Below are 13,783 nucleotides of genomic sequence, written 5' to 3'. Positions count from 1 at the left end.
TGATTAGTTTGCGGGCATCTTTTTTGACGATTCAAGAATCGAACAGTGCCAAAATAAACCGCTAAACAAGTAACATGTACCTGCATTTTGTCAAAATGGCTTTCCGTAATCAGCTTAAAAATAAGCTGTTTTCAATTGTCAATATCTTTGGATTGGCCATTGGAATTGCCGTTTCGGTTCTCATCATCAACTATGTCAGTTTCGAGTTCAGTTTCGATCGCATGCACAGCAAGCGCGATCGTATCTACCGGGTTGAAAGTCAATTTTACGAGGGTTCCCAATTGACCGATGATTGGGGAACCAGTTCTTTCGGATACGGCAGCGCAATCAGCAACGAGCTGACGGGAATTGAAGATTATGCACGTGTTGGCGTGCAAAATACGGAGCAAACGGTAATTTACCACGAGAAGCGAATCCGGGAATCCGGTATTGCTTATACCGGGCCAGGCTTCCTGTCTGTTTTCGACTTTAAGTTGAAAGCTGGTTCGCCAGATGATCAGTTTAGGCGTCCAAATACAGTTGTGCTTACCGAGTCGGCGGCACGCAATTTCTTTCCAGATGAAGATCCGATCGGAAAGCTGTTGACCTTCGCTTCGGGATCGAATTTTCAGGAGTGCGAGGTGACTGGTGTGATGGCTGACTTTCCGGCAAACTCACATATTCATTTCAACTACCTGATCTCGTATGAGACCTTGCCCGACTGGATGAAGGAATTCTGGTTTCTACACGAAGCATATACCTATTTATTGCTGGAACCGGGTAAGAATCCGGCCGATATTGAGGCTGCTTTTCCGGAGCTGGCCGAGAAATATAACGGTGATGTTGTCCTGAGCAACAAAACCTGGGCGGTAAAGCTAACTCCGCTGACCGGCATTCATTTAACTCCTCAGAAACAATATGAGCGCGAGACCAAAGGCAACCGTCGGTCGCTGTACACGCTGATTGTGATTGCCATCGTGATTCTGTTGACGGCCTGGATTAATTACATCAACCTAGCCACCGCCCGTTCCATGGAGCGCGCCAGGGATGTTGGTGTTCGCAAAGTGTCGGGGGCTATGCAGATTCAGCTTATCCGGCAGTACCTGGCCGAGTCGTGGCTGGTGAATTTGACTGCGATGCTTTTGGCTGCTTTGCTGGTACTTCTTTTTAAACCGCTGTTTGATGAACTGACGGGTGAAAACATCGGATTCTTCCTGTTCCGCGAACCTTTGTTCTGGATGAGCACTTTTGGTGTGCTGCTTTTGGGCGTATTCCTTTCGGGATTTTATCCGGCTTTTGTGATGACCCGGGTGAAACCGGCAGTGATCCTGAAAGGTAATTACTTTAATTCCGGATCGGCTGGAACGATGAGGCGGACCCTGGTTGTTTTTCAGTTTGCTGCCGCTTTGTTTCTTATTTGCGGCACGTTTATCGTGTACAAACAGGTGCAGTTCATGCAACAACAAAATCTCGGTGTCAATATTAACCAAACCATTGTCCTGAAATTTCCGGTGAGCCGGGAAAACCTGGGTGAAACCGTAGCCCGTTTTGCTGAGAATTTGAAAGAAGCGCCGGCGGTGTCCGCTGTCACCGTAACCGGAGCTGTTCCGGGTATGGAAGTCGCTTATTATGCATCGAACAGGCTGCAAGGGGCAGCCGCCGATCAGTATCGGTTGTATGAAATGTTGAGCGTCGACTACGATTTTTTCGATACCTTCAAATTGGAACTTGCAGCGGGGCGCCCGTTTCAACGGGGATTTGGGAATGATTTTACCAGTGTTGTGGTGAACGAAGCAGCGTTGACTTCTCTGGGAATTGGATCTGCTGATGATGCGATCGGTAAAAATGTGCTGCTCGAAAGTGTGAACGAACCTGCCCGGATTATCGGCGTGACTAAAAACTGGCATCAGCGTGGGCTAAACAACGATTTTACGCCAATCATTTTCGTTATGAACGGGCGAATCTCCTGGGTTCCGGCAAAGTATATAGCTGTAAAGGCAGAAGCCGGTAATTATGAATCGGCCCTGCAGGTGTTGGAGCAGCAATGGAAATCGTATTTTCCACAGGCGAGTTTCGATTATTTCTTTCTCGACCAGTATTTCGATAGTCAATATAAATCCGATCGCCGCTTTGGGCGAATTGTAAGTGTTTTCACAGGTTTGGCATTCTTTATCTCAATGCTGGGATTGTGGGCGCTGGCTGCTTTTACGGCGTCAAAAAAGATAAAAGAAGTGGGCGTTCGGAAAGTATTGGGCGCCAACAAACACCATATTTTTTTCCTGTTTTCCCGCGAGATTCTAATCCTGATCCTGATTGCCTTGACGATTGCAACGCCGCTTTCAATTTGGGTGATGAGTAACTGGCTATCGAATTTCGCTTTTCGAACCGGGATCAGCTTCTGGATCTATACTGTTGGAGGGCTAATGACCATCGCCATTGCTTTGGTCACCATCAGTTGGCAAAGTTGGCGGGCCGCGGTGAGGAACCCGGTGGAAGCTTTGCGCTACGAGTAGTGGTGGTGAGGCCGTTAGTCACTAAATCCAGATTCAGTCTTTTATTATGATACAACTAAACAACATTTTCAAGTATTACGATCACAAGTTTCAACGCAGTTTTGTGTTGAAGGATGTCTCGCTTCATATCGAAGAAGGCGAGTTTGTGTCGATTATGGGGCCCAGTGGAGCGGGCAAGTCAACCTTGCTGAATATTATCGGTTTGCTGGACGAGCCCAGTGAAGGGGAGTATTTCTTCAATACAGAAGCAGCTCATGAACTGAAGGAAAAGCAAAAAGTAGAGTTCCATCGTCACCTTGTTGGGCTTATTTTTCAGGCTTTTCACCTGATTGAGGAGATGACCGTTTACGAGAATATTGAGACGCCGCTCATCTACAAAGGAATCAAAGCCAAAGAGCGCAAACCGATTGTGGCTGACCTGCTCGATCGTTTCAATATGGTGGCCAAAAAAGACTTGTTTCCTTCGCAGCTATCCGGTGGGCAACAGCAGCTCGTTGGCGTCGCCCGTGCCATTGCCGGGAAACCCAAATTGCTGCTGGCCGATGAGCCAACCGGGAACCTGCATACCGATCAGGGACGTAAGATTATGGAGCTACTCAAAGTACTAAATCAGGAAGGAATTACGATTGTTCAGGTAACCCATAATGAAGAGTTTGCCCGTTTCGGCGAACGAATTATCCGACTGACGGATGGTCGTATTGAAAGTGACGAAGACATTCGGTAGGCGGACTTCAACCCTTGTCGGTTTTTAGATTTATAATGAGCATTCGTAATGCTTTTTAAATACGTTCAAGTTTAATAAGGAAAAGGAGCATGGTGGGACAGACGTTCCCGTGCTTCTTTTTTATTTTTTTTATGGTTTCGGAACCGGTGAAGCCGTGTCGGTTTGTGGTTGCGAATGAGGCCTAATATGCTTCTGGCGTTTCGAATTCATTATCTCAGCCTATTGACTAGGAATGTTACAGTATACCCGCTGTGCGAATGGAGTCTCAAAACATGAATTGTATATCACTTCGCAGATATAGTCACGCTTAAAATATAATTATGATACTAATTGTAATCGTTTGTATTTTCGGATTTTGTATTTGTTAAATCCGCTCGTCAGGCGCTTGGAATAAACTTGTGGGATATTTTTTAGCATGGAGAGTTTAATGAGTCCTTTTTCGTTCATTTGCAAGGTGAATAAGTCACAAAATTAGGCAAAATGGAGGCCTCGAAATCCTGTTTTCGATGGACGGGTTATTGTGTTGCCGAAAGGGCTACATTGAAGAAAAGTTCACAATAGACGGTGCATTTAGTCGCACGAGTGAGCTTTGAATCGGGCGGTTTGCGATCCGGATAAGCTATAACGAGAAGCTTCAACCCGTACTTGGGATGAGTCTCCTGAAAAATGACGTTTATGCTCCACGAGAATAAGCCCGGTCTGGTGCGAATGCTTTATTGTAGATAAAATTAAGATAGCGTTCGCACCTCGGGTATTTGTGGATAAATGACAGAAAATAAGAAGCTATTACAGTATTTATTTAATATATTATCTGACCGGAATAATAATTTTAACTTGTATTCGTTCCAAAATCGCTTTTTCCGGTCCACGGCGGCTTGATAGCTGAGTAAAAAGGGATCCGGAATTCGCATGTCGATTCGCTTGGTTTCGGCAGGAAAACACGGCAAACTTGTTCCGCAAAACCAATTTCGCAGAGGCGGCAGGAGTCGGTCAGTGTGATTAAAGGGGGAAGGATACAGATCCCCCGGCATCTAAATTATTGGTAGACCCAAACAGATCCCTCGATTTTTGTTAATTTGGCATCATCGAAAAAGGCGATTAAATAGCCGTTAAAAATAGGAATAGATGAAATTGGTCTTTGCAACAAACAACCCGAACAAACTAAAAGAAATCCAGCATATTTTGGGCGATCAGGTCGAACTGCTTGGTTTGACTGATATCGGCTGCACGGAAGAGATTCCGGAAACTGCACCAACATTGGAGGGCAATGCGCTTCAAAAAGCAATGTACGTGTACGAAAAATTTGGCTTCGATTGTTTTGCCGATGATACCGGTCTGGAGATTGAAGCTTTGGATGGCGAGCCGGGCGTTTATTCGGCGCGCTATGCCGGAGGGGCTAAAGATGCGGAAGCAAACATGACTAAAGTGCTGGAAAAATTGCAAAACGAGGAGAACCGGAAAGCTTGTTTTAAGACGGCCATTGCCATCGTGATTGGCGGAAAGAAAACCCTGATGAACGGCGAGGTGCAAGGCACAATCCTGGCTGAAAAAAGAGGGGCTGAAGGCTTTGGCTATGACCCGATATTTCAACCTGAAGGCTATGAATTGTCATTCGCAGAAATGGATCTGAGCGAAAAAAATAAGATCAGTCACCGGGCCAGAGCTGTGCAAAAGCTGGTGGCTTTTCTGAACCGATAATTTTCTGAAATGAGAAAAACACTCCTGATCATTCAATTGGTACTTTTTAGTCTGTCCGGATTTAGCGTCGGACAATGGAAGGATTATCTTTCGTATAATTCGGCTCAAAAAGTGATTGTTGCCGGCGAAAAGGTCTACTGTGTTGCCAATGGAGGATTGTTTAGTTACGATAAAGGTGACAACAGTCTGCAGAAGTTGAATGTCATTCAGGGCCTGTCGGATGTTGGCGTCGCTACCGTCGCTTATGGCGAGGAGGCCGACGTGGTTATCGTTGCTTACGATAACAGTAACCTGGACTTGCTCTACTCGGGCGAAGTTTACAACATGTCTGATATCAAACGGAAACAGATTTCCGGGGATAAGACAATCAATAATATTTTGGTTGTAGGGCAGGTCGCCTACTTGTCTTGCGGTTTTGGAATTGTTGCCGTGAATTTGGAGAAGCGTGAAATTAAGGATACCTACTATATTGGCGATAATGCAGCTCAAATCCGGGTGAATGACATGGCATTCGACGGCACTTATCTTTATGCCGCAACGGAAAGCGGGGTTTACAAGGCCGATGTTAACTCGCCGAATTTGCAGTATTACGGAAACTGGGAGAAGCAAACCGGTTTCCCCAATGCCACTGGTGAGTTTGATCAGGCTGACTATTTCGATGGGAAGGTGATTGTCGGTTACAATGGTGGTCGTTCGGGTAGTGATGCGCTTTATGCCTGGGATGGATCCTACTGGTCATCTTATTTGAGCTCGCTTAATACGATAACTGATGTGCAGGTTTCAGCCGGGCAGTTGGTTGTTTCCGCCGATTCGAAAGTTGAGGTGTACAATACCGGAAGTCAGTTGACAGCCCGGATCAATTCGTATGAATTTGCAGATACGCCGGTAAGCCGAATTTATGCCAACAGTGCTGTAACTGATGCTGAAGGTTATTTGTGGATCGCCGATGAGAGTTGCTCGCTGGTAAAAGTAAGTGGCTCCGGAGCTGAGCAAATCCAACCTGAAGGTCCGGTGACCAACCGGGTTTTTGCAATGGTCAGTAATGGCACCGATTTGTGGATGGCTGATGGAGGCCGGACTTCAGCCTGGAACAATGTTTTTTATTCTCCCCGTTTCCAGTTATATCGAAATAACGAATGGACGGCATTCGATGGGGACAGCTATAGCCAGCTGGCAGAGTTTCACGATATTGTTTGCGTAACTGCCGATCCAAACGACCCGGATCATGTTTTTGCCGGGTCGTGGGGTGGAGGCGTACTCGAATTTCAGGGCAATCAGTTTGTCGCCCGCTACAACAATCAAAATTCAAGTTTGCAAACGGCCATTCCCTCACAACCTGCTGAACCTTACGTGCGCATTAGCGGCATGCAATACGATAGCGACGGTAATTTGTGGGTGGTCAATTCCATTGTGGATGAACCATTATCTGTATTGAAACCGTCCGGTGAGTGGGAGTCGTTTACTTTGCCAGGCATACAGTCGAGCACTGATGTTGGCTCATTGGTGGTGACCGATGATGATGATTTGTGGATCACGATTCCCCGGAGTCAAAATACCATGATTGTCCGCAGCAACGATGGTTCCGCAAGCAAAAAGTTGTCGGTGATCGCCTATTACAACAATGGATCAAATGAAGTTTTCACGCCGATGAGCGACATTTATTCTATCGCTTTAGATCGTGATGGTGCCATCTGGTTCGGAACGGCGGTTGGAGTAGGTGTATATTACGATCCGCAGGATATTTGGGACGACAACTCATTTTATGCCTCACAACCCGGATTGGATGAAGGCGATGGACTGTATCATCCGTTGCTGAGTACGCAAACTGTGACGGCCATTGCCGTGGATGGTGCTAATCAGAAATGGTTTGGTACTAAAAGTTCCGGAGTGTATCTGATCTCGGACGATGGAACAGAAGAAATTCTCCATTTTACAACCGATAATAGCCCGCTGTTGTCTGATGAAATTACCAGCCTGTCTGTCAACGATCAAACAGGAGAGGTGTTTATTGGAACCTCAAAGGGGTTGATTTCCTATATGGGATCTGCGACGGTCGGCGGCGACAATTACAACGATGTTTACGCTTATCCGAATCCCGTTCGCGAAGATTATTTGGGTGACGTGGTGATTACCGGCTTGATTGAAGATACCGACATCAAGATTACTGATATCAGCGGTAACCTGGTTTACAAGACGAGCTCGTTTGGTGGGCAGGCAACCTGGGATGGGAAGAATCTGCGAGGTCATCGGGTGAGTACCGGTGTTTACCTGGTGTTCGGGAATGATAAATATGGTGAGCAGAGTTTCGTAACCAAAATTCTTTTCATTCACTAAATATGAAAAGCTGTGCTGCAAAAGACAAGAGGGATATTTCTACATTACATTAACTATTCTGATTCGTCGGTCATAGCAAAGATCTACACCGAGAAGTACGGACAGCAAGCGTACATTGTAAGTGGTATGCGCTCTAAAAAGTCGGGTACACGGATTAATGTCTTTCAGCCGCTGTTTTTGCTCGACATGGAGGTTTATCACAAGGATGGCCGCGGAGTGCAGCGACTGAAAAATGCGCGTTTGTCTGTTCCGTTCACTCAAATTCCGTATGATATAAGTAAGAGTTCGCAGGCGATTTTTTTATCTGAATTGCTGCTGAAATGCCTGAAAGAAGAGGAGGGGAATCCGGAATTGTTTGATTTTCTGTTTTATGCAGCTTGTTTACTTGATCTTTCGAAGGAGGGGAGTAATAACTTTTTGATCAGTTTCCTGTTTCGATTGACCCGCTATCTTGGTGTTGCTCCTCAGTCTCCGCCGGCTGAGCCTTTTCGTTATTTCGATCTGGTTTCCGCTTCGTTCAGACAGAATGAGCCGGTTCATCACCAGTTTATGGATGTGGAAATGACTCAAAAATTTGTCGAGCTTTTCAAGATTGATTTCAGCCAGTTGAAAATGTTCAGTTTTCAGAACAGGCATAGGACGATACTGCTCGATCATTTGATTGAATACTACAAAATACACCTGGATTTGAGTGGTGAATTAAAGTCACTTTCGGTGTTAAAAGAAGTGCTGAGTTAAAATGATGTTATTTAATTATTGTGTAATTTTGGAAGGGTAGCGACTCAAATGAGGTATTTTTGTATCTTTCTGCCCTAATTAGTAATATGGTACAATCGAAACTCCCCAATACGAATAGAAGCGTTTTTTCTTCAGTGAATGCGCTGATTGATGAAACCGGAGCACTGGACATGGCAATTGGGAAAACCGATTTTCCCTGTTCGCCGGAATTAGTTGATTTAGCTGTGAATTATCTGAAATCAGGCTATCACAATTACGCACCGTTGGAAGGAATTGAGAAGTTGAGGAAGGTAATTTCGGATCTGATTGAGGAAAATTACGGTCATTATTACAATCCCAAAACGGAAGTCACGGTATCGGCTGGTACCATTCAGGCGATTCATACAGCAATCAGCGCGGTGGTTCGGGATGATGACGAAGTGGTTGTTTTTGAACCTGCGTTTGAGTCTTACGTTCCATCAATCATATTGAACGGCGGGAAGCCTGTATATATGGAGTTAAAAGCTCCGGGTTTTACCATTGACTGGGAAGAGCTCCGTAAAATGATCACCACCAAAACGAAGATGATCATTTTGAATTCTCCTCACAATCCAACAGGAAGTGTGTTGTCGGAGAATGACATGATGCAGTTGCAGCGATTGACCAACGGGACAAATATTATTATCCTGAGTGATGAGACTTTCGAAGCTATTGTTTTCGATAACCAAACCCATCAAAGTATTGCTCGCTACGAGAAATTGATTGATCGTAGTTTTATCGTTTCTTCGTTTGGTACAGTGTATAACATCAATGGCTGGCAAATTTCTTATTGTTTGGCGCCCGAACATTTGATGAATGAATACCGGAAGATGCAGCAATTTCAGTTGTACAATGTGAATACGCCGCTGCAATATGCGTTAGCGGATTTCGTCCCCGAAAATCATTCGTTTGATGAGGTCTCGTCCATTTACCAGGGAAAAAGAAATTACTTCCTCCGTTTATTGGAGAACAGCTTGTATAAATTTATTCCTTCGCAGGGAAGCTATTTTCAGCTGATTGATTATTCCCGCTTATCAGAAGAGCCGGACATGGTATTTGTTGAACGGTTAGCGAGGGATTTTGGCATTGCGGTTTTGCCTGTTTCAGCTTTTTTCCACGAGAAGACCAAATCCAAGTTATTCCGGGTTTGTTTTGCGAAAGACAACAGTAAGTTGGAAAAAGCCGCAGAACTGCTTATGAGTGTTCCTTCGATGATTGTTGACGATTTATAACGTTCGCTGAAAGCTCAGTTGAACGAACGGCATAAAAAAAGCTTATTCCTGCAAAGGGATAAGCTTTTTTCAATATAATGAGTTTGGAACTTATTTCTTAATCAACAGCCAGGTGTCGGCATATTTCGGAAAATCGGTACGAATTTGATTAACGCGTTGACGAGCCGCTGTTTCGTTGGCATAAGAGTTAACGCACACTCGGTAGTAACCGGTTTCACTGTGTAAAACAATTGGGTTGAATCCCTGTGGGATCAGTTCCTGTTTGTATTTGTTGGCATTCTCTACAGAGCTGAAACTACCGATAATGACAAAAAATGTACTTCCCTGATATCTGGTGGCATCATCTTTCTGATCGAATGTAAAGGTTTCCGTTTGCGTACGAACCGGTTTTATCGGAGCTTGGTAAGTCGACGTGGGAGCAGTTTGCTCTGTCGGCGTTTTTGGTTGCTCGGGCTCTGCTACCGAAAACACTTTGGTCTCAGCTTGTTCCTGCTTAGCAGGTTCAGCAGCTTCTTCGTTTTTCATCTTTTGCATCGATTTACACCCGGTAAATAGCAAGCTGAAAACAAATGCTCCAATAATAATTCTTCTCATTTCTAGTCTATTTTATGGTTTCCAATTAACAAATCTACGAAAAAGCAGCGCTGGGTATTCGTTTCTTATCGAATGATTATCAACTAAGTGTTGTTAAAATCTAAAAGTTTAACATCCTTTTCAGGAAGCGTTGTCCGGCGGTTGTTCGGTAAAACCTGATTCGACGAATTGCTTGACTTTTACTTCCACATGGTTCCTGATAAACAAGAGACCACGGTTTAATTCGCTTGGTTTCGTCAATCAATCCTTCGTTGTGGGCTTTCTCGGTTTGTTTCAAATCTACAGTAAAGCCGTAGTGAAACTTGTTGTGCTCCAAATTATAAATTACGTATGAATAGTACATGCTACAAAAATAGAAATTCTTACGGGAATTTAGGCTAGTAACTCATATTGCATGCCGAAATTCAGATTCGAATCGGAGTTCAGTGAAGAGATTAGCGATTGTTGTATTTGTATGACGTTGCAATTATCACGCGATCAGTTAATTGTGTTGTTTTGTCTTTGTTGTTTCTTAATGATAAATTAACATTCGGATACCCCGTTTGAAACATTCTGGTAGGCTTGCTTTATCAATTCAGGTGGTTTCTGAAAACATTTTCACCCCATGGCACTGCATTTTTAAAGATAGTTTTATGGTGCTCTATTCTGCGTATAGCCAACCAATAGCTAAAACTGACTTGCATGCGCAGATAAAAGCAAGATCGTATTTGCTGTATGTAAATTGATAAAATCTAATCTATTAAACTTTAACGTATGAAAGAAAAACGCAGTGATGGGAGTTTTTCAAAGAACTCTTTCATGAAATCAACAGGCGTGCTTCTCCGAAGCTTCTGTTTGGTTTTTGCTTTACTTCTGTTCTTTTCGGGCTATGCTCAAGCCCAAAAATCAATAACTGGTGTTGTGACTGAAAAAAGCACAAATGAGCCCATTCCGGGTGTGTCTGTATTTGTGAAGGGCACAACGATCGGAACGATTACCGACTTGGATGGTAATTACGCTTTGGAAGTTCCGGCTGATGCTCAAACATTGGTTTTCTCGTTTGTGGGTATGACACCCCAGGAACTGCCAATAACAGGATCTACAATTAATGTGTCTTTGGAGGAAGAAGTTTCCTTATTTGACGAAGTTGTGGTTGTCGGTTATGGTGTCCAAAAGAAAAAGCTGGTAACCGGAGCAACGGTTCAGGTTGACGGCGACGCCTTACAGAAAAGAAGTACAACGAGTGCGCTTCAAGCTTTGCAGGGACAAACTTCAGGGGTTCAAATCTCTTCTACATCCGGTCAGCCTGGTGAAGGTTTGAAGGTTGTTGTTCGTGGCCAGGGAACGATTGGTAATTCCGGACCTCTTTATATTGTCGACGGTGTTCAAACTGGCGACGTTTCTTACCTGAATAATGCAGATATTGAAAGCATCGATGTGTTGAAAGATGCTGCCTCAGCCGCAATTTACGGATCGCAGGCGGCTAACGGTGTAATTTTAATCACGACTAAAACAGGACAAAAAGGAGAATCTAAAATTAGTTTCGATTCCTATTATGGTCTGCAAAATGTGTCGCGTAAAGCAGATATGCTGAATAGCAAAGAGTACGCTGTTATTATGAATGAGGCAGCCATTAACTCGGGTAAAGCTCCCTACTTCACATTGGCAGATATTGAGGGCATGGGGGAAGGAACTAGCTGGATTGATGAAATGATCTACGATAACGCCGTTACCCAAAATTACACATTAGGGATGACTGGCGGTTCTGAGAATTCCGTTTACTCGATGTCAATGTCTTACACCGGTCAGGAAGGTATCGTTGGTGGTCCTTCTGTATCGAACTACGACCGATACAACTTAAGAGTTAACAGTGAACACAAATTATACGATGGCTTCCTGAAGGTGGGACAACACCTAACGATGGGATACATTGAAAAGAATGGTATTGGTGTAGGTGATCAATATAGCAACAGTTTGCGTGGAGCATTCAATACAAGTCCGTTTCTACCAATGTACGATGTAAACGGCGATTACCTGAATAACACAAGTGGCGTTGAATACTACGACGAAAGCGGCGAACTGCAAGTTTGGGAACCATGGACCGAAGGTGAAAGTAACCCTTACGGTTCAATGATGTTGAACAACCAGAATAAGAACAACAATCAAAAGATTTTCGGTGATGTTTATTTCGAACTGAACCCGATAAAGAATCTTCGTTTCCGCACAACAATGGGTTTCGACTATTATGTGAGCGAAGGCCGTTCTTTCCGCCCCGCTTATGAGTTGTCAATTTATTCGTTCCGTATAAACGATAGTGCCAGCCAAAATATGAGTAAAGGCTTAGCTTTGACTTGGGACAACGTGTTGACCTACGATTTCAAATTGAAAGACCACGCGTTTACCGTGATGGCTGGTAATTCAATCTATCAGAATAAAGGTTCATGGGTTAGTGTGGGCAATTCAGGTTTAGTGATTTCCGATCTCGATCACGCCTACATCGACAATACAACGAATACTGATTTCACCCTGTTGAGTTATGGTGGCGCTCCGAATGACGAAGCCATGTTGCTGTCGTACTTTGGACGTGTAAGCTATAACTATCAGGAACGTTTCATGTTTAATGCGACATTCCGTGCCGATGGTTCTTCGAAATTTGCCAAAAGTAACCGCTGGGGGTATTTCCCATCAGTATCTGCCGGATGGGTTGTTTCCAACGAATCGTTCATGGAGGATGCTCTTGGCTTCCTGGATTTCCTGAAATTGCGTGCCAGTTGGGGACAGGTTGGTAACCAGAATATTTCAGCTTGGCAATATTTGGCGCCAATCAAAACATCCAATACAAACTACTACTTCGGATCGGCTGATTTTGATGCTTCCGGAAACACCGTTGGTGCCTACCCAAGTCGCTTGTCGAACGAAAATCTGCAGTGGGAAACGTCAGAACAATTGAATATTGGTTTTGATTCGCAATTGTTGGATGGACACATGAACCTGACTTTCGACTGGTATAAAAAGTCGACTAAAGATTGGTTAATTGAAGCGCCTATTTTGGCAACTGCCGGTGCTGATGCGCCATACATTAACGGAGGAAATGTTGATAACACCGGTTTGGAATTGTCAGTATCGTACCACAATAGTATTGGCAAATTAAACTACCATATCAATGGTAACGTGGCGAAGAATAAAAATAAAGTAACATCGGTTCCAACTTCTGATGGTATTGTACACGGGTTAACCAATATGCTTTACGATAACTCACTGGAATTTTACCACCGTGCCGAAACCGGTTACCCCATCGGGTATTTCTGGGGATGGGAAACAGATGGTATTTTTCAAAATGAAGCGGAAGTTCAGGCCTATACCAACAACGGCGAAGTGGTTCAACTAAATGCAAAACCAGGTGATTTGCGCTATGTAGATCAAAACAAAGACGGAGTTATTGATGAAAGCGATAAAACCAATGTTGGGGACCCGAACCCGGATTATGTTTTCGGATTCTCTGTCGGTTTCGACTATGAAGGCTTCGATTTTGCAGTGGACGCCAATGGTGTTGCCGGCAACCAGATCGTACAATCTTACCGCAACCAGGTTAGCGCCAGTGCAAACTACACAACTGAGATTTTGAGCCGCTGGCATGGTGAAGGAACTTCGAATACAATTCCCCGCGTGACCGAAAACAACGTCAACTACCTGTTCTCGGATGTCTTCGTTAAGGATGGCGACTTCCTTCGCATCAGCAACATTACGTTGGGTTACGACTTTGCGAAGAAATTGGTGAAAAAGGATTTCATCAGTCAATTGCGTTTGTATGCTTCTGTTCAGAACGCTTTTACATTTACCAAGTATAACGGTATGGACCCTGAAATTGGCTATGGTGTTGAAAACGGTTCGTCTGGCGTAGATTTAGGTTATTATCCTCGTCCAAGGACTGTAATGGTTGGTGTAAATATCAAATTTTAAAAACTGAAGAAACA

General features: G+C 44.1%; 9 protein-coding genes. 7 read left to right on the top strand and 2 right to left on the bottom strand.

Annotated elements, in window-relative coordinates; all coding sequences use genetic code 11:
* Nucleotides 1-74 precede the first annotated feature (74 nt).
* The 6 genes from GJV22_RS07030 (at nt 75) to GJV22_RS07005 (ending at nt 9,236) form a co-directional block, all read left to right on the top strand.
* Nucleotides 75-2,492: an ABC transporter permease gene (locus tag GJV22_RS07030; protein WP_163710690.1), complete on the top strand. Its 2,418-nt coding sequence runs from the start codon at nt 75-77 to the stop codon at nt 2,490-2,492.
* 46 nt (nt 2,493-2,538) lie between these two features.
* Nucleotides 2,539-3,216, top strand: a complete 678-nt coding sequence (locus GJV22_RS07025; protein ID WP_163710687.1) for an ABC transporter ATP-binding protein — start codon at nt 2,539-2,541, stop codon at nt 3,214-3,216.
* A 1,125-nt stretch (nt 3,217-4,341) separates the two neighbouring features.
* Complete coding sequence (locus GJV22_RS07020; RefSeq protein WP_163710684.1) at nt 4,342-4,914, top strand: non-canonical purine NTP diphosphatase; 573 nt, start codon at nt 4,342-4,344, stop codon at nt 4,912-4,914.
* 9 nt (nt 4,915-4,923) lie between these two features.
* Complete coding sequence (gene porZ / locus GJV22_RS07015) at nt 4,924-7,248, top strand: type IX secretion system anionic LPS delivery protein PorZ (RefSeq protein WP_163710680.1); 2,325 nt, start codon at nt 4,924-4,926, stop codon at nt 7,246-7,248.
* A gap of 12 nt (nt 7,249-7,260) precedes the next feature.
* On the top strand, nt 7,261-7,986 hold the full coding sequence (recO, locus tag GJV22_RS07010; protein ID WP_163710677.1) for a DNA repair protein RecO: 726 nt from the start codon (nt 7,261-7,263) through the stop codon (nt 7,984-7,986).
* Nucleotides 7,987-8,072: 86 nt separating this feature from the next.
* Nucleotides 8,073-9,236, top strand: coding sequence for a methionine aminotransferase (locus GJV22_RS07005; protein ID WP_163710674.1), 1,164 nt, complete (start codon nt 8,073-8,075; stop codon nt 9,234-9,236).
* A gap of 90 nt (nt 9,237-9,326) precedes the next feature.
* On the opposite strand, the gene GJV22_RS07000 is transcribed toward GJV22_RS07005, so the two are convergent.
* Together GJV22_RS07000 and GJV22_RS22375 are read right to left on the bottom strand one after the other, a co-directional pair.
* The gene (locus tag GJV22_RS07000; RefSeq protein WP_163710671.1) at nt 9,327-9,830 is read right to left on the bottom strand and encodes an SPOR domain-containing protein; all 504 of its coding nucleotides are present in this window, start codon (nt 9,828-9,830) and stop codon (nt 9,327-9,329) included.
* A gap of 100 nt (nt 9,831-9,930) precedes the next feature.
* A complete protein-coding gene (locus tag GJV22_RS22375; protein ID WP_163710669.1) occupies nt 9,931-10,173 on the bottom strand; it encodes a GIY-YIG nuclease family protein in 243 nt (80 codons plus the stop codon).
* Nucleotides 10,174-10,583: 410 nt separating this feature from the next.
* Here GJV22_RS22375 and GJV22_RS06990 point away from each other — a divergent pair, with 410 nt between their 5' ends.
* Entirely contained in the window at nt 10,584-13,769 is a 3,186-nt protein-coding gene (locus GJV22_RS06990) for a SusC/RagA family TonB-linked outer membrane protein (RefSeq protein WP_238480290.1), read from the top strand.
* Nucleotides 13,770-13,783: the final 14 nt, after the last annotated feature.

Source organism: Mangrovibacterium lignilyticum, assembly GCF_010882175.1.
In the GTDB taxonomy this organism is placed as follows: domain Bacteria; phylum Bacteroidota; class Bacteroidia; order Bacteroidales; family Prolixibacteraceae; genus Mangrovibacterium; species Mangrovibacterium lignilyticum.
Note: the sequence above shows the minus strand (reverse complement) of the source record. Positions and strands in the feature narration are given on the sequence as shown.

Bases quoted from the DNA above. Each gene is read 5' to 3' on its own strand.
- GJV22_RS07030 (WP_163710690.1), top strand. From the start codon at position 75: ATGTACCTGCATTTTGTCAAAATGGCTTTCCGTAATCAGCTTAAAAAT.
- GJV22_RS07025 (WP_163710687.1), top strand. From the start codon at position 2,539: ATGATACAACTAAACAACATTTTCAAGTATTACGATCACAAGTTTCAA.
- GJV22_RS07020 (WP_163710684.1), top strand. From the start codon at position 4,342: ATGAAATTGGTCTTTGCAACAAACAACCCGAACAAACTAAAAGAAATC.
- porZ (WP_163710680.1), top strand. From the start codon at position 4,924: ATGAGAAAAACACTCCTGATCATTCAATTGGTACTTTTTAGTCTGTCC.
- GJV22_RS07005 (WP_163710674.1), top strand. From the start codon at position 8,073: ATGGTACAATCGAAACTCCCCAATACGAATAGAAGCGTTTTTTCTTCA.
- GJV22_RS07000 (WP_163710671.1), bottom strand. From the start codon at position 9,830: ATGAGAAGAATTATTATTGGAGCATTTGTTTTCAGCTTGCTATTTACC.
- GJV22_RS22375 (WP_163710669.1), bottom strand. From the start codon at position 10,173: ATGTACTATTCATACGTAATTTATAATTTGGAGCACAACAAGTTTCAC.
- GJV22_RS06990 (WP_238480290.1), top strand. From the start codon at position 10,584: ATGAAAGAAAAACGCAGTGATGGGAGTTTTTCAAAGAACTCTTTCATG.